Genomic DNA, 19,972 nt, shown 5'->3' with positions numbered 1-19,972 from the left:
CATCGATCTGCTGCGCCATCCGGGCCATTCTAGGCAAGAAGGGGGGAAGATATGTTGATTTCGATCTATTTCCTTCAGGGTCTGCCACGGTTTCGGAACAAGTCCCGGCGCCGGGGCGAGGCGGTCATGAAACCGGGGGTGGCGCAACGTGACGGGGCATGTGCCACTCGACCCCTGCTTGAGGTATGCTATGGGCGTCAGAACCGTCGTCATTGAGAGGAAATGTGAGATGAAAGCCAAGGTCAGCTGGGTGGAAGGCATGAAGTTTGTGGGCGAGAGCGAGTCCGGTCATCAGGTGACGCTGGACGGCGCCAACCCGGGCGAAGGTGCCAGCCCGATGGAGATGATCCTGCTGGCCGTCGGTGGGTGCAGCTCCATCGACGTGGTCTCCATTCTGGAGAAGGCGCGCCAGTCCGTGACCGCCTGTCATGTGGAGCTGGAAGGGGAGCGTGCCGACTCAGTGCCCCGGGTGTTCGAGAAGATCCATCTCAAGTTCGTCGTGACCGGCAAGGGGCTGGCCGAGAAACAGGTTGCCCGCGCGGTCGACTTGTCGATGGAGAAGTATTGTTCCGTCTCCCTGATGTTGGAAAAAGCGGTAGAAATTACCCATAGTTATCAAATCGTTGAAGCTTGATTGTTGTAGTTTGTCCCGTCGATAACGCCATGACATAAGGAAAGTGCGATGAAAAAGATAATGATGTTGCTTCCCCTGTTCGGGCTGGCTGCCTGCAGCATGCCGCAGCCGACCCAGTATCAGTACAGCCAGTATCAGTGCGGGGAAGAGTTGTTGGCCATCACCTATGATGCCCAGGCCGACATGGTGCAGTTCCCTTATGCCGGGGTCTATCACAAGCTGGGTCGCATCGAGTCACCCAAAGAGACCGCCAGCTATTCCGATGGGGTGACCACCTTCTCCCATCAGGAAAAACAGGCCACCCTGGTCAAGAACGGCGTGACCCTGCTGACCTGCGAACTGAAGTAATTCTCATGCCGTGCAACGGCGTGTATCCACAACGGCCTGCTTGAAGCAGGCCGTTGTGTTATGGGGCTCATTGGGCGGGCAGGGAGCCGAGGAGTTGAGCGGCGAGCTGCTGGCTCAGCTGGCTGCGCTCGTCCTCGGCGATGGGCACGTCGCTGGCGAGCTGGATGGCGCTGCTCCAGACGCTTTGCTGGGTGCGCCTGTCGATCAGCAGTATGGCCAGGGTGCCCTTGCGGGCATCGGCGGCGGCATTCAGCCCTGGGGTCATGCCGATGCGGGAGAATATCTCCCCATCGCTCATGTCCTGGCTGTCCGCCACCCCGATGGCGACCCAGACGTCGGCCTCATCGAGGGGCACGCTGCGCCAGCCCTTGCCGTCGAGCGCCTGGGTGACGGCCTGCTGCACCGGCTCCAGCCAGGGGGCGGCGCTGTTGCCCGCGTACTGGAACTGCTCCGCCAGCGCATAGCGTGGCGTCGCCCCGTAGGCCCAGTTGTCTGCCGGACGGACCACCATGGTGCCCGTCTCGACCGTGGGGGCGGCGGGGCCAGTGCTGCAACCGCCCAGCAGGGCTGCCAGCGTGAATGAGAGAAGTGCACCGCGCATCATAAGCTCCTTGGCTCAGGTGATCTTGCCGGTTTCTAACAGTTGCTGGATCAGGGGACGCAGGATCAGCTCCATCGCGAAACCCATCTTGCCCCCCGGTACCACTATGGTGTTCATTCTGGACATGAAGGCCCCGTCTATCATCGACAGCAGGTAGGGGAAGTCCACCTGCTTGATGCCCCGAAACCGGATCACCAGCATACTCTCGTCCAGGCTGGGTATCACCTTGGCGCTGAAGGGGTTGGAGGTGTCCACCGTCGGCACCCGCTGGAAGTTGATGTGGGTGCGGGAGAACTGCGGTGTGATGAAGTTGATGTAGTCATCCATGGATCGGACGATGGAGTCGGTCACCGCCTCGCGGGAGTGGCCACGCTCCGAGGTGTCGCGAATGAGCTTCTGGATCCACTCCAGGTTGACGATGGGCACCACGCCGATGAGAAAGTCCACGTGACGGGCCACGTTGTGTTCGCCGGTCACCACACCGCCGTGCAGCCCTTCGTAGAACAGCAGGTCCGTTTCCCCCGGCAACGCCTGCCAGGGGGTGAAGGTGCCCGGCATCTGGTTGAAGGGGACCGCCTCGTCGAAGCTGTGCAGGTAGCGCCTGTACTGGCCGCTGCCACTCTGGCCGTACTCCTGGAAAAAGGATTCCAGCAGGCCGAAGTCGTTGGCCTCGGGGCCGAAGTAGCTGATGTGGCGTCCCTGCTCGCGCGCCTTGCGGATCGCCACATCCATCTCGGGCCGCGTATAGCGGTGAAAACTGTCCCCCTCGACCACGGCCGCCTTGTATCCGAGCTGGTGGAACATGGAGCGGAAGGCGTTGGTGGAGGTGGAGGTGCCGGCACCGGAGGAACCGGTAACCGCAATGATGGGATGCTTGGCCGACATAGAATTCTCTCTTCCTTGGGAGTTCCGTTATAAAGGCAGGTTCAAAGTGCGGTCAAGTGCAGCCTTGCTGCGCGGGCGGCATCATGAGCCCCCATGCCCCCGGCTGCTGGCCTCCATCGGCGCCACGACAGTCGGCGAGGGAGGCAAAACAAGCCTGTTCGAAGCGCCAGTCTCATCGGGCGAGCCGCCCATCTTCCCCCCTGAACTGAACGCCGCACCGCCGTGCTCGGCAAGGCCCGGACCGGGCACTGTTCAGCTCGTGTTCCTTCTCTTGTGTCACTCTGCCGGAGAGTCATCCCTCGGCGCATTGCTCAAATGCGTCTTGGGTACGACGTTGACACTCTCGTGCAACTCGCTGTAGACGAGCACGGCACTACCTTGTAGTAATTGTTGTCTGACCTCTTCAACCTTGTCGGCCAGGCTGACATCCTGTTCGCCGTATTCGGTGCCTTCTTGCAGGACGAAATGTTCGAGCAGGTTGTTGAGGGTGTCTGGATCCAGTTCTTGCCAGGGGATAATCATGATTTCATCTTCAGTCAAAGCGATGCGGATATTGTCGGTGTCTGACCGGCAAGCGCAAGGAGTTTATCTGGACCTGAGCGAGGGTTCTCATGGCATCAGCTGAACAGCGTCGCCCAAGCAGTGAGTTTGACCATCACCTTTACGATGCGCGTCGCCGTGCCCTGAGCGCCGGGCTGCGCTGGTTCTGGGCCATCAACCAGCTGGCGATCCTCTTTCTGCTTGCGCGTTTCTATATCTATCAGGATGCCCGCCTGGTGGCGATCGAGGGGCTGCCCTGGCGGTATGAGTGCCAGCTAGCCCTGGTGCTGGTGGCGAGCGTGCTGCCGCCTTTGGGCTGGCGCTGGTTCTCTCGTCAGGGAACGCCGAGATGGCAGCCCTGGCTCTGGGGTTGCGCCATGTTGTGGGGACTGGCCTGGGCGATGACGGCCTATGCCATCGCCACCATAGAACTCAGAGGGGGCTTCAGCCTGGCATTCAACATCGTCAGCCTGTTGCTGCTGACGGCCCTGATCGCCTTCTACAGCGAGTGGCGCGTCTTCTATTGCCTGAGTGCCCCGCCTCTGCTCTTCCTGCTGTTCGAGGAACGCTGGGTGATATTACCGTCCGGCACCGTTCACTGGCTGGCGGCCATGTGTCTGCTGATCGTCCTGGAGACGGGGCGGCGGATGCTCAACGGCTGGTTCGAGCTGGCGGTGTCGCGCGAATATGACAACCTGATGCTGGCACGCAAGATGGACGCCATGGCCCATCGGGATCCCCTGACCGGGCTCGCCAACCGCCGCCACTTCGATCAGGTCTGCAAACAAGCCATTGCCCAGGGAACGACGCTGGAGACACCGCTCACCGTGATCCTGCTGGATGTGGATTTTTTCAAGCGATACAACGACCACTACGGCCATCAGGCGGGGGATGAGTGCCTGATCCTGGTGGCGGAGTGTCTGGAGGAGAGCGTGTGGGAACCCGGCGATCTGGTGGCCCGTTACGGCGGGGAGGAGTTTGTGGTGTTGCTGCAGGAGACGACGCTGGCCGGTGGCCAGGAGGTGGCGGAGCGCATTCGCGCCACCCTGGCGGCCCGCGCGCTGCCCCACGAGGGCTCCGATGTGGCTCCTCATCTCACCCTGAGCCAGGGGATAGCCCAGTGGCGTCCGGGGGAGAGCCTGGTCATGCTGCTCGAACGGGTGGACGGCGCCCTCTATGAAGCCAAGGGGGCAGGACGCAACGGCTACCGCCTGGCGTCCTGAGTCTGTTCCCGCAGCCACTGGCTGATCCGCTCCTCCAGCCAGAAGCGGGGTCGCCAGGGGGTACCGTGCAGGAAGCCCACGTGGCCACCGCGCCGGCTCAGCTCGTAGCGCACCATGGGGGAGAGCTGCTCCGGTCTGGGGATCACGGCCCCGGTCATGAAGGGATCGTCGGCGGCGTGGATGATCAGGGTCGGGATGGTGATGCGCGCCAGGAGATCAAGGCCGGAGCAGGTCTGATAGTAGTGATCGGCGCTGTCGAAGCCATGGAGCGGGGCCGTGACCTGCTCGTCGAAGTCGCGCAGGGTGGCGATGCGGTTCACCTGCTCCGGTTGCCAGCGGGACTGGGCCGCGGCCTGATGGCGGATCTTGCTCTGCAGATTGGCTCTCATGGTGCGCAGCAGGTAGCTCTGATACACCCGTGAGAATCCCTGATTGACCCTGTCGGCGCAGCTCGCCAGTTGCAGCGGCGCCGAGATCACCACGGCGGCGGTCAGTTCATCCGGACAGGCCCGCGCCAGCAGATTGACCAGCATGTTGCCCCCCAGGGAGTAGCCGATGGCGATCAGCGGCTTGCCGGGGAAACGGCGACCCAGCTCGGCGATCAGCGCCTCTGCATCCTCGATGGCGCCGGAGTGATAGGCCCGCAGCAGCCGGTTCGGCTCGCCGCTGCACCCCCGAAAATGCATCAGCACGGCGTCGTTTCCCTGCCGCTGCAGATGGGCAAACAGTCCCTTGGCATAGTGGGAGTGGATGCTGCCCTCCAGACCGTGAAACAGCACCAGCAGCGGCCGCTCATCCGGGCTGATGGCCCCGCTCCAGGCGAGATCGACGAAATCCCCATCCGCGAGTTCGAACCGTTCAGGGATGAAGCGGGCCGGCGCGCGGCGCAGCCATTTCGGCAAGATGGTTTGCAGATGGGCATTGCGGGCCCACCAGGGGGCGTGGAAGTGGCTTTCTGTCAGCATGCAACGACTCGGGGCAGCAGAAGAGGAAACGGGCGGCGAGCCCAGGGCCCGCCGCGGTATCAGGCGGGCAGGCGGTCGTGGTGTTCGGCGCCGCGCAGCATGGCCTGGATCAGCTCGTTGGCTTCAAACTTGGTCAGTGCCTCGTGGGCGCCGACCTGATGGGCCCGCTCCACGCTGATCTCGCTGGAGAGGGAGGTGTGCAGAATGATGTAGGCCTCCGCCAGCCTGGGATCGCTCTGCACCTCGAAGGCCAGCTCGTAACCGTCCAGCCCCGGCATCTCTATGTCGCTCACCAGGATGTCGATCCGGCTGCCCTGGGCGACCCTGGTCTGCATCAGGCTGAGGGCATCGCGCCCGTTGGTGCACACCTCGTAGGGAATGTTGATGTAATCGAGGGCCGCCATCAGCTGGCGGCGGGCGACGGAGGAGTCGTCCACCAGCAGGATCCGCATCGGCTTGAGCCGCTCGCGCTGCACATCGGTCAGCACGGGGTAGAGGTGGCTGGGATCGTCCGGATAGACCCGGGACAGGATCAGCTCCACGTCCAGCAGCTGGATCAGCTGATCCCCCACCTTGGTCACCCCGGTGACGAAGACGTTCTGCCCGAGGGAAGGGGGCGGCGGCTCTATGTCGCGCCAGTTGCACTCGGTGATCTTGTCGATGCCCCGCACCAGGAAGCCCACCAGGGTGCGGCGGCAATCCGTGATGATGATGAAGCAGCTGGGCATCTCCTCCCGGCTGATGGGGCGATAGCCCACCGCCATCGCCATGTCGATCACCGGGATGGTGGTGCCCCGCATGCTGGCCGCCCCGAGCACGGTCGGGTGCGAATGGGGCAGGGCGGTGAGCTGGGTGTAGGGGACTATCTCCTTCACCTTGAGGGTGCCGATGGCGAAGGATTGCCTGGCTGAGAGGTGAAACAGCAACATGCCCTGGGATTGGTTGGCCTTGCTCGTCATGGCGGATGTCCTGTTGATCTAATCGGTGACGGTCAATCTGGTGTTCAGCATAGAGGATAGTGACCAGGATGATGCCGTTGTTATTAACGGTTATTAGCGACCGCGAGCCGCAAAACTGGACCCTGTCACCCTCATTTATTTTCTCGTCCGGTTCACTGGGCGGAGGCCACCGCCTCCGGCGTCAGCCCGAGCCAGTGCTGGCACGCCTGCGCCAAAGCCTGTTCATCCCGGTAGCCGAGCTTTGCCACGACCTGGGCCGGCTTGCTGCCACTTCTGAGCAGGCGTACTCCTTGCAGCAACTGCCACTGGGCACCGAGCGCATCGGCCGCCAGGGCGGGATCCTCGATGCCCCGCTGGGCGAGGCAAGCCTGCCAGGCCGCGACGCTGCCTTCCGACTGGCTGGCCAGGGCGCGCCAGGCGGCTTGCAGCGGCTGATCCGCCTGCGCCAGGATGGCACAGGCCTGCAACTCGTCCCCGATGACCCGCAGCCGGTGGCCATAGGCCTCTTGCCAGTCACGGGGCCTGGACCAGCTGGCCAGGCTGTCCAGCAGGGCGTCCATCAGCGGGGTGGGTTGCAACCAGCCAGCCTGGGCCGGTTGCGTCACCCGCACCGAGCAGGTCAGCAGATCATGCTGACAACCCGCCAGGGGAGTGAAGGCGGCGAGGGCATCGGCGCACAGCCAGAAGTGGCTGCCCGCCGTCAGCAACAGCTCATGGGAGCCGAGTCTCAGCAGCGCCGCGCCCCGGGTGACGCGCAGCAACTGACCCAGAGGGGAGCGTTTGCGGGGGCCGACCTGCAGGCAAGGAGTGGAAAAATGCTGATATTCGATGGCGTGATGCATGTAAAAACCCTGATATGATGCTGCCTGGAGGTAACAAAAATGGAAACCAGACGTAAAAAGCGCTTCATTGCCGGTGCGGTTTGCCCGGCGTGCGGCAAGATGGACACCATGATGCTGTATATGGAGCATGGAGTCGAGAAGGTGACCTGTGTCGACTGCGGGGATACCCAGGTGCAGACCCAGGCCGAGGTGGACAAGGCGACCCGGGAGGCCGAACAGGTCATAGGGGTCTTTCGTCCCGAATGACCGACCGCCGGCTGGCCGGGGTGGACGGGGTCATCCGCGAGGCCGAACCGCTGATAAAGGTGTTTCGTCTCCAGTGAGGGGCCTCTTGATAATACCCGGGGTGGGGCAAGGCTCGTTCTGGACTGCTGACTTTTTCAGCATGGCGGAGCGGGGCAGATCATATGCTTGGCCACCTTTTTAAGGTATTCTGGGCCCGTTTTTTTCTATCCGCAGGATCCCTGACATGAAAGTAGCTCCCCTGAGCGTGGTTACGCTGGAATACACGGTCACCGACGAACACGGTGAAGTCATCGACACCACTGTCGGTAAAGAGCCTCTGGTGTATCTGCACGGTACCCGTTATCTGGTCTCCGGCCTCGAAGCCGAGCTGGAAGGCCGCAGCGTGGGCGAGGCGTTCGACGTCACCCTGACGCCGAGCCAGGCCTATGGCGAGTATGACGAGAACCTGGTGCAAGAAGTGCCCGGCGAGCTGTTCGATGGCATGGAAGTGTCTGAAGGGGATACTTTTGTGGCCGAGACCGACGATGGCCACCGTCCGGTGACCGTCATCGAAGTCTCCGAAGAGTTCATCAAGGTGGATGGCAACCATCCCCTGGCCGGTGTGACCCTGGGCTTCAAGGTCGAGATCAAGGACGTGCGTGCCGCCACCGCCGAAGAGCTGGCTCACGGCCACGTGCACGGTGCCGGTGGCTGCGGTCACGATCATGGCCATGACCACGGTCACGATCACGACCATGACCACGGCGGTTGCTGCGGCGGTCACGGCCACGATCACGGTCATGACCACGGCGACGAGCAGGGTCACGGCGGTTGCTGTGGCGGCGGTGGTTGCGGTGGCAAGGGCCATCACCACTGATCTGCCGACTGGCAAGATGAAAAAACCCGCTGCGTGCGGGTTTTTTTATGGCGGTGCACTCAGTAGTGCGGGGGCGGCGTCTCTTCGGCCATGCTGGCGATCTGGCTCGGCTGCACGCTCTGCAGCTTGTCCACCAGCAGCTGGATCTGATGCTTGAGCCGGTCGAGTTCACGGCCCTGGGTGGTCACCTCTTCGTTGAGCTGCTCCACCGTGTATTCGGCATAGGCGAGACGGCTTTCCAGGGTCTCGAGACGATCGTTAACTTGCTGACTCATGGGCCTTTTGGTCCTTACTTGATAGTCCAGATTTCGGCCAGGCCACTGGAGCTGGCGCTGACGAGGTGGCCATTGTCGCGCAAAGCCACGCCATAGACCACAGCGCTCGGTGGTTTCACCTTGGGATGAGGAGAGACGCGCCAGCTTTGCAGCAGGCTGCCATCGCTCACCCGCCACAGGGAGAGCTGGCGTGAGGGGGCGCCGGTGACGAGCCAGTCGCCATCCTTGACGAACCGCGCGCTGGTGTAGACCTCGAAGCGGTGATCGAACTGCAGTCGGCTCACCTCTTTGCCAGTCTTGAGATCCCAGATGCTGGCCTGACGGCTGTCGGCGGTGAAGGCGAAGCGTCCCGCCGGATCCAGTCTCGCCATCACCACCCGGCCAGCGTGGTTGAAACGCCACACCACCTGGCCGCTGCGGGTATCCCACAGATAGGCGCTGTAGTCGTTGCCGCCGGTGAGGGCGTAGCGGCCATTGGCGGAGAGATCCACTGTGTTGACCTGCTCGGTATGGCCGAGGAACTGCAGCCTGCGCCCGGTCTGGGTGTCCACCAGCTCCGCCTTGCCATCTTCGCGGCCGATCAGCACCAGACGGCCATCGGCCGAGAGTGCCGCATCCCTCAGGCTGGATTCAGGAAGCGAATAGTAGCCTTGGGAGCGACCATCTTGCAGGCGCCAGATGGCAAAGGTGCGCTGGGTGGCCGTGATGGCGTGGCTGTCGCCCGGGGAGAAGCGGGTGAGGGTGACGAACTCTTCCTGGTCCTCGCTCTGACGCCAGCGCCAGCGCTCCTTGCCCTGTTCCAGATCCCAGACCACTGTGCCCTGGCCCAGGCTGGATACGATGGCCTGCTTGCCGGAGCTGGCGAGATCCGCACTCAGCAAGCCCTGGTTGGCGAGGCGGATCTGCTGGCCGGGAAGTGAGCTCTGTTCGCACCCTGTCAGCATCAGGCAGATACCGATGAGATAAATGGCACTTTTGATCATTTTTCCTGTCTCATGCTTTCGTTACCTGCGATCACGGCGTTAGTATAAGGCGCTTATCACGATAAACCTCTCATTTCACGAAGGAACCGAGAGCGGTATTTAGAGTTTTGGAGAAACTGATGAACAATTTTCTGAAGGTGTCCCTGTTGGCTGCGGCCGTTGCCGTGGGTCTGACTGCTTGCCAAAAAGATGAGAAGCCTGCTGCCAATACCGCAGAGGTCAAGGCAGAAGCCAGCAAGCCGGCAGAGGCCCCCAAGGCAGCAGCCAAGAGCTTTGAAGAGCAATCCGGCTATGCGATCGGCCTCTCCATGGGTCGTTATATCGCCAATACCCTGGAACGTCAGCAGGAACTCGGCATCAAGCTGGACAACAGCGTCATCCTCAAGGGGGTGACCGACGGTCTGGGCAAGGAAGCCAGCATGACTGACGAGGAGATCCAGAAGGTCCTGCAGGAATACGACGCCAAGATCAACGAGCTGACCAAGGCCAAGGCTGACAAGGACGCGGTGGAAAACCTGAAGAAGGGTGAAGAGTACCTGGCCGCCAACGCCAAGAAAGAGGGCGTGAAGAGCACCGAATCCGGCTTGCAGTATCAGGTTGAGAAGCTGGGTGACGGCGCCAAGCCCAAGGCCACCGACATCGTCAAGGTACACTACACCGGCACCCTGACCGATGGCACCAAGTTCGACAGCTCCGTCGATCGCGGCGAGCCGGCCACCTTCCCGCTCAACCAGGTGATCCCGGGCTGGACCGAAGGCGTGCAGCTGATGCCGGTCGGTTCCAAGTTCAAGTTCTTCCTGCCGTCCAAGCTGGCCTATGGCGAGCACGGTGCAGGCTCCATCCCGGCCAACGCCGTGCTGGTATTTGACGTCGAGCTGCTGGCCATCGAAAAGCCGGCTGCCGATGGCGCCGATACGAAGAAATAAGCAGTCAATGCGATGAAAACGGCTCCCCTGGGAGCCGTTTTTACTTGTGTCGCGCCAGTATGGGCGAGAGAAAGCTGGGGGGGCCGTCTTGAGTGTGTGGCGGCTAGCCCCCAGAATAGACAACAAAATCAATCGCAAGGATGGATCTCGTGGCTGAAAGCAAACCCCGTGTCCTGCTGGTGGAAGATACCCGCAGTCTGGCCGTCGTCTATGAGCAGTACCTGGTTCAGGATGGCTATGAGGTGCTGCTGGCCGATTGCGGCCAGCAGGCACTGGCGCAGTTGCTGGCCAGCCCGCCTCCCGTTGTGCTGCTCGACCTCGAACTGCCCGACATGTCCGGCATGGCCATACTGCAGCAGATCACCGAGCAGCAACTGCCCTGCTCGGTGGTGGTGATCACCGCCCACGGCTCGGTGGACGTGGCGGTGGAAGCGATGCGCTGCGGTGCCTTCGATTTCCTGACCAAGCCGTTCGACGGCAAGCGGCTGTGCGCCACCGCCCGCAACGCCTACAAGCATCAACAGCTCAGCTCGCTGGTGGCCCAGTATCGGGAGAACTTCGAGCGCAGCTCCTTTGCGGGCTTCATCGGCGCCTCCATGGCGATGCAGGCTGTCTATCGCATCATAGAGAGCGCGGCGCCGAGCAAGGCGACCGTCTTCATCACGGGGGAGAGCGGCACCGGCAAGGAGGTCTGTGCCGAAGCCATCCATCAGTGCAGCCCGCGCCGGGATCAGCCCTTTATCGCACTCAACTGCGCCGCCATTCCCCACGATCTGATGGAGAGCGAGATCTTCGGCCATGTGAAGGGAGCCTTTACCGGCGCCCAGGGGGATCGCAAGGGGGCGGCCAGCCTGGCGGACGGCGGCACCCTCTTCCTCGACGAGATCTGCGAGATGGATCTCGACCTGCAGAGCAAGCTGCTGCGCTTCATCCAGACCGGCACCCTGCAGCGGGTTGGCAGCGGCAAGGTGGAGACGGTGGACGTGCGCTTCGTCTGCGCCACCAACCGGGATCCCCTGGTGGAGGTGAAGGCGGGGCGTTTTCGCGAGGATCTCTACTACCGGCTGCACGTGATCCCGCTCTCCCTGCCCCCCCTGCGCGAGCGCGGCGAAGACATACTGCTGCTGGCCCGCGACCTCCTGCTGCGATATGCCAAGGAGGAGCACAAGCGCTTCCGGGATTTCGATGCCGACGCCGTGCGGGTGCTGCTCGATTACCCCTGGCCCGGCAACGTGCGCGAGCTGCAGAACGTGGTGCGCAACATAGTGGTGCTCAACGATCGCGAGCTGGTGAGCAAGGATATATTGCCACCGCCGCTCAACGGCGGCCGTGCGCTCCCCATGCCTGCCCCTGCCGCAACCCCCGAGATCCTGGCCGAGCCCGTGTCGACCCCGCTGCCGGTACGCCCGCTCTGGCTGGTGGAGAAGGAGGCCATAGAGCAGGCCATCGCCAGCTGTGACGGCAATATCCCCAAGGCGGCGGCGCTGCTGGAGATCAGTCCCTCGACCATTTATCGCAAGAAGCAGGGGTGGGAAGAGGCGAGCCTGGCCTAAGGCTTAAGGCTGAAGCACGGCTGGGCTCAGGTCTTTCCTTATCTGTCGCAAGAGGCAGGGCTGGGAAGAGGCGAGCCTGGCGTAAGGCTTAAGTACGCACGGCTGGGCTCAGGGCTTCCCTTATCTGTCGCAAGAGGCAGAGTCGGGAAGAGGGGGCCTGGCCTGAGTGACGGGCGGCGCGGGCCGCCCGCTCCTTTTGTGATCCGCCGTCAGAGCTTGGCGAGGCGCTTGAGCCTGGCCAGCCGCTCCGCCTCGTTGGCCTGCAGCCAGCCATCCCGCGAGAGCAGGAACCAGGCGCGGGCGAAGTATTCGGGGGCGGCCGGATCGTCCAGCATCAGGCCGTTCTCCCCCAGCTCCTCGAACACATAGCCATCTTCCGGCGCGCTGGCCTCGGCCATGTCGGCTTTCAGCTGGCTCAGCTCGGCCATCGCCTGTTCGTGCAATCCCTGGGCCCGGCTCAGCCGTGCCAGGCTCCAGCGGGCGATAAAGGCCTTGCCCTGGTTGTTGTGCTGCTGGTGCCAGGCCAGGCACTTCTGCTGGCAGGCTCTGGCTTCATCGAGGCGTCCCAGCTCGAACAGGGTCCAACCCTGATTGTTGTAGAGGCTGGGCAGCCAGCCGCGCACCTTATCGTCGGCACTGCGTTCGGCCAGGTCCATGGCCAGTTGATGCCAGCGGCTCTGCTCCTCCAGCGGGGCGGCGATGGCCACCATGTGGGCCGCATCTATGGCGAGTCCTGTCTCCCCCAGCTTGAGCCCGAGTTGCCACCCCTGCTCGAACAGTGTCCTGGCGCTGGCCTTGTCGCCGGCGGAGTTGAAGGTGCGGCCGCGCTCCAGCAAGGCGCGCAGCCGTGCTCGCGGGGTGCTGTCGGTGAGGCGGGGCTCTATCTCGTCGAGCAACTGGTGCGCCTGTACAAACTGGCGCTGCAGGGAGTGGGTGCGGGCCAGCTGGGTCAGCAGCTCCAGCTCGTATTGCAGATCGTCCTGCGCCTCTTCGAGCAGGCGTCGAAAACGCAGGGCAGTGGCGGCGGGATCCTGGTAATCCCACTGCGCCATGAAATCGGGCGGATTGTTCATCTGGCCTCCTTGCCGGTTATCCGCCCACCAAGATGCCTGAAGGCCATTGTTTGTACAAGAAAGGGAGAGCCTCTTGAGTCAATGCCAACGGCCAGCCGGTCAGTAGACCATGGCCAGGCTCATCAACATCAGGCCGAGGGCCGCGAAGGCCCCCTCCTTGATGGCCAGGCGCGGCACCAGCGCCTTGGGCAGCGCCGGGAACAGGCAGAGCGCGAAGCCGAGCCCCGGCATCAGCCAGTGAAAGCCGGGGCTGCGCAGGCTAGGGTCTGCCGCCCCATTGATGACGATGAGCAGGATGAAGAGGGTGAAGGCGGGTAGGATAAACCAGCGGGCGTTGCCGGCGGCGACCGCTCGCAGGGGAGAGATGCGATAGAGCACCAGGGTCACGATAAAGAGGACAAGGGGGGCCAGCAGATAGAGGGGGGCCGGGTTCATGATGGGGGTCTCCAGACAACGGGGGTAAGAGTGTAAGCAGCCGGGGCGAGGGATGACCAGCGCCCCGGCCCCGGGCTGTGAGGCCGATCCCAGGGCAAAGGTTTGCCAGGCAAGGGTCAGCGCAGCCAGATCCAGGCACAGCCAAAGGCCAGCCAGCTCAGCACCAGCAATACCCATGGCAACGGGTGCTGGCGGCTGATCTCGACAAGCTCTATCTCCTGGACCTCTTCCTCCTGCTCGCCCTGCTGTGGCTGTTTCGCCCTGGCTTGCTGCTTCTTCTGGCGGCTCGCCTCCCGGGCCCGTGCCTTCATCTGTTTCTTGTATTCGTCTATGCCCTTCTGAACCCCCTGGGCGATCAGCTGGGTCTGCTCCTTGGTCTGCCCCGGCTTCTGGTTGGCGCGGGCGATTTTCATCGCCTCCTGCTGGGTCTCGGGGGAAATCTTGTCGTACTTTGCCATTCACGGCTCTCCTTGGCATCGATTGGCGGGAAGTATGCCATAACTGTTTCCGGCAGGCTGCCATCCCTGCGGGCGAAATGAGGCGGCAGGCGATTGGCTCGTGATGAAAATATGAGGAGACAGGTTGCGTGGGTGATCACATTTGGCGGAATTTGTGAGTCACCGATGAAAAAGCGTCACATGTTGTTTGTTATATTACCGCCCGATCCTGGATAGGGTCGTCCAATAACAAAATAACAAGGTGATATGGAAATGAATTATAAATTTGTCAAAGGAACTGTCGCGCTGGCTGTGCTAGCCGCGCTGAGTGGCTGTAAAACCTCAAGCAATGAAAGCGTCGCCCCCTGCACCGAAAATGTCTGCAAGCTGACCATTCTGCACACCAATGATACCCACGGTCGTTTCTGGCACAACGACAAGGGCGAATATGGCATGGCCGCCCAGAAGACCCTGGTCGAGCGCCTGCGCGGGGAGGCCAAGGCGGCCGGCAGCGAGGTGCTGGTGCTCTCCGGTGGCGACGTGAACACAGGGGTGCCGGAGTCGGATCTGCAGGACGCCGAGCCGGACTTCATGGCCATGAACAGCATCCGCTACGATGCCATGGCGGTGGGCAACCACGAGTTTGACAACCCCCTGAGCATCCTAGAGAAACAGCGTGAGTGGGCCAAGTTCCCCATGATCTCCGCCAACATCTACGACAAGGCCAGCGGCAAGCGCTACTTCGACCCCTACAAGGTGTTCAAGCTGGAAAACGGCCTCAAGGTCGCCGTGCTGGGCCTGACCACGGAAGACACCGCCCAGCTGGTGGATCCCAACAACGTCCAGACCCTGGAGTTCCGCGATCCGACCACGGAAGCGGCCAGTCTCGGCAAGCAGATCCGCGACGGCAAAGAGGCGAACCTGGTCCTGGCCATTACCCACATGGGTCACTACGAGAATGGCCAGCACGGCAGCAATGCCCCCGGGGATGTGGAGATGGCGCGCGCGCTGCCGGCCGGCACCCTGGATGCCATCATTGGCGGTCACTCCCAGAACCCGGTCTGCATGGAGCCGGGCACGCCGGACAAGTACGCCGACTTCAAGCCGGGTGACGACTGCCTGCCGGATCAGCAGAACGGTACCTGGATCATGCAGGCCCACGAGTGGGGCAAGTATGTGGGCCGCGCCCAGTTCGACTACCAGAATGGCAAGCTGACCCTGACCCAGTACGACCTCATCCCGGTCAACCTCAAAGACGCTGGCGGCGCCTTCATTCAGGAAGAGATCACCAAGGATCCCGAGCTCTACAACACCCTGCTCACCTACCAGGAGAAGGGTCAGCAGGAGCTGGGCGTAGTGATAGGCTCCACCGACGGCGTGCTGGACGGCGAGCGTGCCAACGTGCGCAACAAGCAGACCAACCTGGGTCGCCTCATCACCACGGCCACCGCCGAGAAGCTGAGCACCGACTTTGGCATCGTCAACTCGGGCGGGGTACGTGCCTCCATCGCGGCTGGCGACATCAGCTATCGCGACGTGCTGACGGTGCATCCGTTCGGCAACACGGTCAACAAGGCGACCATGAGCGGCAGCGAGCTGGCGACCTATCTGGGCCAGGTGGCGACCAAGACGGTCAACACCGGCGGCTATGCCCAGTTTGGTGGCATCAACATGGCGGTGGACTGCCAGGCCAAGAGCGTGACCATCACCAGCGTGGGCGGCAAGGCCTTCGATCCGGCGGCCAGCTACAGCTTCTCCATCCCGAGCTTCAGCGCGGCCGGTGGCGACGGCTATCCGAAGATCAACACCATCAACGCCGGTCTGGTGGATGCCGGGGTATTGAAGGAATATATCGCGGCGAAGAAGACCATACAGGTGGCCGATTATCAGCCGGCCGGCGAAGTCAGCTATGTTAATTCCGCCTCGACGGATGGCTGCAAATAATCCAGCGGCCCTGGGCCAATAACAAAAGAGAGGCAGCCATGGCTGCCTCTCTTTTTTATTTTCGAGGTCATCAACAGGGGCTGATGGCGATTATTCCCGGCCCCTCGCAAGGCGGGGGGAATATTCCATGAACCGCAGTGATGAGTGCGACGGCAATAAAAAGGCGACCCTGAGGTCGCCTTTATCATGCTTGCCGGACGGGCGTGCTTAGAGCTGCTCGATGCCGACGATGTGCCAGGGGGCATTGTCCTTGGCCAGGTTGCGCTCGAGGTGCCACACCTCCTTGATGTCCTCCTCGACCTGCTCCTGACGGTCCATGTAGCGACCGCTGAAGCGCACGCTGACCTGGGCCCAGTCGCTGCCGTAGTCGGCACGTACCAGCTGGGTGTCCACATACATCACCTCGGTGTGCTGCTCGCCGGTCAGTTCGGCGCGCTCGGCCTGGAGGTGCTGGAACAGTTCCGGGCTCACGTACTCCCGTACCTTCTCCAGATCGTTCTTGTTCCAGGCCTCTTGCAGGGTGCGATAGTGATCGCGGGCACCGGACAGGAAACCGTTCATGTCAAAGCCTGGCGGTAGGCGGAAGGGGACGTCGCTGTCGGCAAAGCCGGTCGCCTGCGGGGCGCCGTGGCTCTGTTCGAACTGCTGCGGCGCCGACGGTGGCTGATAGCCCGCATAGGCCGCCTGGGGTGGGGTCGCCGCGGCCTTGTTCTTGCGCAGGGCGCGGATCAGGAACACGGCACCGAGCGCCAGCAGGGCGATCAGCAGGAAGTCCATGCCCTGCAGGCCTTCGAAGGCGCCGCTGCCCAGCAGGTAGGCGAACAGGCCACCGGCCAGCAGGCCGCCCAGCAGACCACCCATCATGCCGCTCTTCTTGGGCGCCGCAGCCAGGGTCGGGTTCTTGCCATTCACGGGAGCTGCAGTCGGAGCCGGTTGGGCCGGTGCCGTCTTGTAGCTCTTGCCAAAGGATTTGCCGCCGCCAAATTTCTTGGCCTCGGCGATGGGTGCCCCAAGGCCGATGGCCAGGATCACGGCAAACAGGGTCAGCATCTTTTTCATTTTGACTCTTTCACTCTCATGTAGGTGGGGGCATGCTCTGCTTGTGCAAGCTCAGCGAGGCGCATGGCAGGCTGCCGGTCCCTTTTTGTGTTGCAGCTTGCGGGTATGATTAACATGTCTGGCATGAATTATTCATGAACAGATTGCCCCTCCCGGGGGCGCCAAGGAGGATCCCCATGAGAAACAGACGACCGAGTCGTTCGGTGCGCAGGCTGCGCAACAAGCTCAAATCCAAGGCGAAGGATCAGACCCTGGTCTGGCCCTTCCTCGTGCTGTGAGGGGCAAGGAGGGCCCCAGGAGCCGATGAGCCGGCCACCCGAAAGCAGGCAGGCCACCGGATGAGGTGAATAGCGCGCATTAGCGCTCGCGATGGCGGGGTTTCTTTTGTAAAATTCCCGTCCCCTTCCCGCTGCGGTTTTTATGTGTATGGCAGAGCAAGTGACGGCGAAAAAAGACGCCAAGACACAACAGCTGAAAGTTCCCCCCCACTCTTTTGAGGCCGAGCAGTCCGTACTGGGCGGCCTGATGCTGGACAACGAGGCCTGGGATCGGGTGGCCGAGCGGGTGATCGACAAGGATTTCTACAGCCGTCCCCACCGCCTGATCTTCCAGGCCATGACCCGCCTCTCCAATGCGGGCAACCCCATCGATCTCATCACCCTGCAGGAGGAGCTGGAGCGCTCCGAGCAGTTGGAAGAGTCCGGTGGCTTCGCCTATCTGGTGGAGATCGCCAAGAACACCCCGAGCGCCGCCAACATCAATGCCTACGCCGAAATCGTGCGTGAGCGGGCCGTGGTACGGGAGATGATCTCGGTCGCCAACGAGATAGTCGAAGCGGGTTACGAGCCCCAGGGCCGCACCTCCGGCGATCTGCTGGATCTCGCCGAGAGCAAGGTGTTCCAGATTGCCGAGCAGCGCTCCAGCGCCAACGAGGGGCCCCAGCCTCTTAAGCTGATCCTCGAGCAGACGGTCGACAAGATTGAGGAGCTGTTCAAGACCCCTCACAACGGGGTGACCGGGGTCTCCAGCGGTTATGGGGATCTCGACAAGATGACCGCCGGTCTGCAGCGCTCGGACCTCATCATAGTCGCGGCCCGTCCCTCCATGGGCAAGACCACCTTTGCCATGAACCTGTGCGAGCACGCGGCCCTCACCGCCGACAAGCCGGTGCTGATCTTCTCCCTGGAGATGCCCTCCGAGCAGATCATCATGCGTATGCTCGCCTCGGTCGGGCGCATCGACCAGACCAAGGTGCGGACCGGCCAGCTCGACGACGAAGACTGGGCGCGCCTCTCCTCCACCATGGGGCTCTTGCTCGAGAAGGGCAAGATGTACATAGATGACGCCTCCGGCCTGACTCCGACCGACGTGCGCTCCCGTGCCCGGCGCATCGCCCGCGAGCACGGCGGCCTCTCGATGATCATGATCGACTACCTGCAGCTGATGCGGGTACCGGCGCTCTCTGACAACAGAACCCTGGAGATCGGTGAAATCTCCCGCTCCCTCAAGGCGCTGGCGAAGGAGCTGCAATGCCCTGTGGTGGCGCTCTCCCAGCTGAACCGAAGCCTGGAGCAGCGGGCCGACAAGCGGCCGGTCAACTCGGATCTGCGGGAATCCGGCTCCATCGAGCAGGACGCGGACTTGATCATGTTCATCTACCGCGACGAGGTGTATCACGACGACAGTCCCGACAAGGGGATCGCCGAGATCATCATCGGCAAGCAGCGTAATGGCCCCATAGGTCGGGTGCGCCTCACCTTCCAGGGTCAGTTCTCCCGGTTCGACAACTACGCCGGCCCGGCGTTTGACGATGACTACTAAGCGGGAGCGAACCGCTCCCAGATGACAAGACACAGTTTTCCCGGTTCGACAATTCTGCCGGTCCGGCCTTAGACGATGACTATCAAGGGATGACACCACTCGGTGCCTGGCGCAGGTGCGCCATCATGCCCTCGTAAGGGAAAACAGATGAAAGCGGCTATTGCCCAAATCGATACCTCGGCCCTGCGCCACAACCTCGCCGTGGTCAAGCGCCACGCGCCTTCCTGCAAGATCATCGCCGTGGTCAAGGCCAACGCCTATGGCCATGGTCTGCTGCCGGTGGCCCGTACCCTGGTGGATGCGGACGCCTATGCGGTGGCCCGCATCGAGGAGGCGCTGATGCTGCGCTCCTGCGCCGTGGTCAAACCCATAGTGCTGCTGGAGGGCTTCTTCTCGAGCGCCGATCTGCCGGTGCTGGCGGCCAACAACCTGCAGACCGCGGTGCACACCTGGGAGCAGCTCGAGGCCCTGGAGCAGGCGGAGCTGCCGGCCCCCGTGGTGGCCTGGCTCAAGCTCGACACCGGCATGCACCGGCTCGGGGTGCGGGCCGAGGAGATGCCCGCCTTCATCGAGCGGCTCGGCAGGTGCAAGAACGTGGTGCAGCCGTTCAACGTCATGACCCACTTCAGCCGCTCCGATGAGCTGGAGCAATCCACCACCCGCGAGCAGATCGACTTGTTCAGCAAGTTGACCGCCCCCCTCAAGGGCGAGCGTGCCATGGCGAACTCGGCGGGCATCCTGGCCTGGCCGGACTCCCACTGCGACTGGGTGCGTCCCGGCGTCATCCTCTACGGCGTCTCCCCCTTCCCGAACACGGTGGCGGCGGATTACGACCTCAAGCCCGTGATGACTCTCAAAACACAGCTTATCGCGGTGCGGGATCACAAGGCAGGGGAGCCGGTGGGCTATGGCGCGAACTGGGTGTCGACCCGGGATACCCGGCTCGGCGTCATCGCCATCGGCTATGGCGACGGCTACCCGCGCATGGCACCCAACGGCACCTCCGTGCTGGTCAATGGCCGCATAGTGCCCCTGGTGGGCCGGGTCTCCATGGACATGACCACTGTGGATCTCGGCCCTGACGCCACCGACAAGGCCGGTGACGAGGCCGTGCTCTGGGGTGAGGGCTTGCCGGTGGAGCGGGTCGCCGAGGAGATAGGCACCATTCCCTACGAGCTGATCACCAAGCTGACGTCCAGAGTGTTTATGGAGTACGTTTAACCCCCTCATCCCCAACCCTTCTCCCGCGAGGGGAGAAGGGAGAACAAAAAGGCCGCCCCGACAAGGGCGGCCTTTTTTATGCTTAGGTGAGCGCGGTGCGGGCATAAAAAGCCCCGCGTTGGCGGGGCTCGATTCTGTGCCGTTAA

General features: G+C 62.7%; 22 protein-coding genes. 10 read left to right on the top strand and 12 right to left on the bottom strand.

Annotated elements, in window-relative coordinates:
- The first annotated feature begins 229 nt into the window (after positions 1-229).
- Complete coding sequence (locus HB860_RS14980) at positions 230-634, top strand: OsmC family protein (protein ID WP_171272501.1); 405 nt, start codon at positions 230-232, stop codon at positions 632-634.
- Between the two features lie 48 nt (positions 635-682).
- The gene (locus HB860_RS14975; protein WP_025328080.1) at positions 683-982 is read left to right on the top strand and encodes a hypothetical protein; all 300 of its coding nucleotides are present in this window, start codon (positions 683-685) and stop codon (positions 980-982) included.
- 67 nt (positions 983-1,049) lie between these two features.
- Here HB860_RS14975 and HB860_RS14970 read toward each other — a convergent pair whose 3' ends face one another.
- The 3 genes from HB860_RS14970 to HB860_RS14960 all read right to left on the bottom strand — a co-directional run bounded on the left by HB860_RS14970 (position 1,050) and on the right by HB860_RS14960 (position 2,990).
- Positions 1,050-1,583 carry a DUF4136 domain-containing protein gene (locus HB860_RS14970; protein ID WP_247627166.1) on the bottom strand — a complete coding sequence of 178 codons (534 nt, stop codon included), beginning with the start codon at positions 1,581-1,583 and terminating at the stop codon, positions 1,050-1,052.
- 15 nt (positions 1,584-1,598) lie between these two features.
- Entirely contained in the window at positions 1,599-2,468 is an 870-nt protein-coding gene (locus tag HB860_RS14965; RefSeq protein ID WP_005330514.1) for a phosphoribulokinase, read from the bottom strand.
- A 276-nt stretch (positions 2,469-2,744) separates the two neighbouring features.
- Positions 2,745-2,990 carry a YheU family protein gene (locus HB860_RS14960; protein ID WP_139434965.1) on the bottom strand — a complete coding sequence of 82 codons (246 nt, stop codon included), beginning with the start codon at positions 2,988-2,990 and terminating at the stop codon, positions 2,745-2,747.
- A gap of 89 nt (positions 2,991-3,079) precedes the next feature.
- Here HB860_RS14960 and HB860_RS14955 point away from each other — a divergent pair, with 89 nt between their 5' ends.
- The gene (locus HB860_RS14955; RefSeq protein WP_247627165.1) at positions 3,080-4,231 is read left to right on the top strand and encodes a GGDEF domain-containing protein; all 1,152 of its coding nucleotides are present in this window, start codon (positions 3,080-3,082) and stop codon (positions 4,229-4,231) included.
- Here the strand turns inward: HB860_RS14955 and HB860_RS14950 are convergent.
- The 3 genes from HB860_RS14950 to HB860_RS14940 all read right to left on the bottom strand — a co-directional run bounded on the left by HB860_RS14950 (position 4,213) and on the right by HB860_RS14940 (position 6,997).
- The gene (locus HB860_RS14950) at positions 4,213-5,196 is read right to left on the bottom strand and encodes a hydrolase (protein WP_247627164.1); all 984 of its coding nucleotides are present in this window, start codon (positions 5,194-5,196) and stop codon (positions 4,213-4,215) included. The two genes, HB860_RS14955 and HB860_RS14950, sit on opposite strands and share 19 nt — an antisense overlap.
- Before the next feature lie 59 nt (positions 5,197-5,255).
- Positions 5,256-6,155 carry a chemotaxis protein CheV gene (locus HB860_RS14945; RefSeq protein ID WP_247627163.1) on the bottom strand — a complete coding sequence of 300 codons (900 nt, stop codon included), beginning with the start codon at positions 6,153-6,155 and terminating at the stop codon, positions 5,256-5,258.
- 152 nt (positions 6,156-6,307) lie between these two features.
- Positions 6,308-6,997 carry a hypothetical protein gene (locus tag HB860_RS14940; protein ID WP_247627162.1) on the bottom strand — a complete coding sequence of 230 codons (690 nt, stop codon included), beginning with the start codon at positions 6,995-6,997 and terminating at the stop codon, positions 6,308-6,310.
- A gap of 39 nt (positions 6,998-7,036) precedes the next feature.
- On the opposite strand from HB860_RS14940, the gene HB860_RS14935 reads away from it, so the two are divergent.
- Positions 7,037-7,243 carry a YheV family putative zinc ribbon protein gene (locus HB860_RS14935; protein ID WP_033130616.1) on the top strand — a complete coding sequence of 69 codons (207 nt, stop codon included), beginning with the start codon at positions 7,037-7,039 and terminating at the stop codon, positions 7,241-7,243.
- Between the two features lie 223 nt (positions 7,244-7,466).
- The gene (locus tag HB860_RS14930) at positions 7,467-8,099 is read left to right on the top strand and encodes an FKBP-type peptidyl-prolyl cis-trans isomerase (protein WP_005330502.1); all 633 of its coding nucleotides are present in this window, start codon (positions 7,467-7,469) and stop codon (positions 8,097-8,099) included.
- 59 nt (positions 8,100-8,158) lie between these two features.
- On the opposite strand, the gene HB860_RS14925 is transcribed toward HB860_RS14930, so the two are convergent.
- Entirely contained in the window at positions 8,159-8,374 is a 216-nt protein-coding gene (locus HB860_RS14925; protein ID WP_005330500.1) for a SlyX family protein, read from the bottom strand.
- Between the two features lie 14 nt (positions 8,375-8,388).
- Positions 8,389-9,357, bottom strand: coding sequence for a WD40 repeat domain-containing protein (locus tag HB860_RS14920; RefSeq protein ID WP_139434957.1), 969 nt, complete (start codon positions 9,355-9,357; stop codon positions 8,389-8,391).
- A gap of 119 nt (positions 9,358-9,476) precedes the next feature.
- Here HB860_RS14920 and fkpA point away from each other — a divergent pair, with 119 nt between their 5' ends.
- Complete coding sequence (fkpA, locus tag HB860_RS14915) at positions 9,477-10,283, top strand: FKBP-type peptidyl-prolyl cis-trans isomerase (protein WP_247627161.1); 807 nt, start codon at positions 9,477-9,479, stop codon at positions 10,281-10,283.
- 149 nt (positions 10,284-10,432) lie between these two features.
- Positions 10,433-11,836, top strand: a complete 1,404-nt coding sequence (locus HB860_RS14910; RefSeq protein ID WP_247627160.1) for a sigma-54-dependent transcriptional regulator — start codon at positions 10,433-10,435, stop codon at positions 11,834-11,836.
- 209 nt (positions 11,837-12,045) lie between these two features.
- Here HB860_RS14910 and HB860_RS14905 read toward each other — a convergent pair whose 3' ends face one another.
- From HB860_RS14905 to HB860_RS14895, 3 genes are all read right to left on the bottom strand, one after another.
- Positions 12,046-12,909, bottom strand: coding sequence for a hypothetical protein (locus HB860_RS14905; RefSeq protein ID WP_247627159.1), 864 nt, complete (start codon positions 12,907-12,909; stop codon positions 12,046-12,048).
- 99 nt (positions 12,910-13,008) lie between these two features.
- Positions 13,009-13,344, bottom strand: a complete 336-nt coding sequence (locus HB860_RS14900; RefSeq protein ID WP_043132774.1) for a hypothetical protein — start codon at positions 13,342-13,344, stop codon at positions 13,009-13,011.
- Between the two features lie 116 nt (positions 13,345-13,460).
- Positions 13,461-13,802 (bottom strand): DUF2956 domain-containing protein, encoded by a 342-nt coding sequence (locus tag HB860_RS14895; RefSeq protein ID WP_139434948.1) that lies wholly within the window; start codon positions 13,800-13,802, stop codon positions 13,461-13,463.
- A 252-nt stretch (positions 13,803-14,054) separates the two neighbouring features.
- Here HB860_RS14895 and ushA point away from each other — a divergent pair, with 252 nt between their 5' ends.
- Positions 14,055-15,725 (top strand): bifunctional UDP-sugar hydrolase/5'-nucleotidase UshA, encoded by a 1,671-nt coding sequence (gene ushA / locus HB860_RS14890; protein WP_247627158.1) that lies wholly within the window; start codon positions 14,055-14,057, stop codon positions 15,723-15,725.
- Positions 15,726-15,932: 207 nt separating this feature from the next.
- On the opposite strand, the gene HB860_RS14885 is transcribed toward ushA, so the two are convergent.
- Entirely contained in the window at positions 15,933-16,784 is an 852-nt protein-coding gene (locus tag HB860_RS14885; RefSeq protein WP_139434945.1) for a Tim44 domain-containing protein, read from the bottom strand.
- 426 nt (positions 16,785-17,210) lie between these two features.
- Here HB860_RS14885 and dnaB point away from each other — a divergent pair, with 426 nt between their 5' ends.
- Both dnaB and alr read left to right on the top strand, forming a co-directional pair.
- Positions 17,211-18,605, top strand: a complete 1,395-nt coding sequence (dnaB, locus tag HB860_RS14880) for a replicative DNA helicase (RefSeq protein ID WP_005330482.1) — start codon at positions 17,211-17,213, stop codon at positions 18,603-18,605.
- 147 nt (positions 18,606-18,752) lie between these two features.
- Positions 18,753-19,826 carry an alanine racemase gene (gene alr, locus HB860_RS14875; protein WP_182786200.1) on the top strand — a complete coding sequence of 358 codons (1,074 nt, stop codon included), beginning with the start codon at positions 18,753-18,755 and terminating at the stop codon, positions 19,824-19,826.
- Positions 19,827-19,972: the final 146 nt, after the last annotated feature.

It is taken from the genome of Aeromonas genomosp. paramedia, assembly GCF_023093515.1.
In the GTDB taxonomy this organism is placed as follows: domain Bacteria; phylum Pseudomonadota; class Gammaproteobacteria; order Enterobacterales; family Aeromonadaceae; genus Aeromonas.
This window is presented reverse-complemented; position numbering and strand designations above follow the sequence as displayed.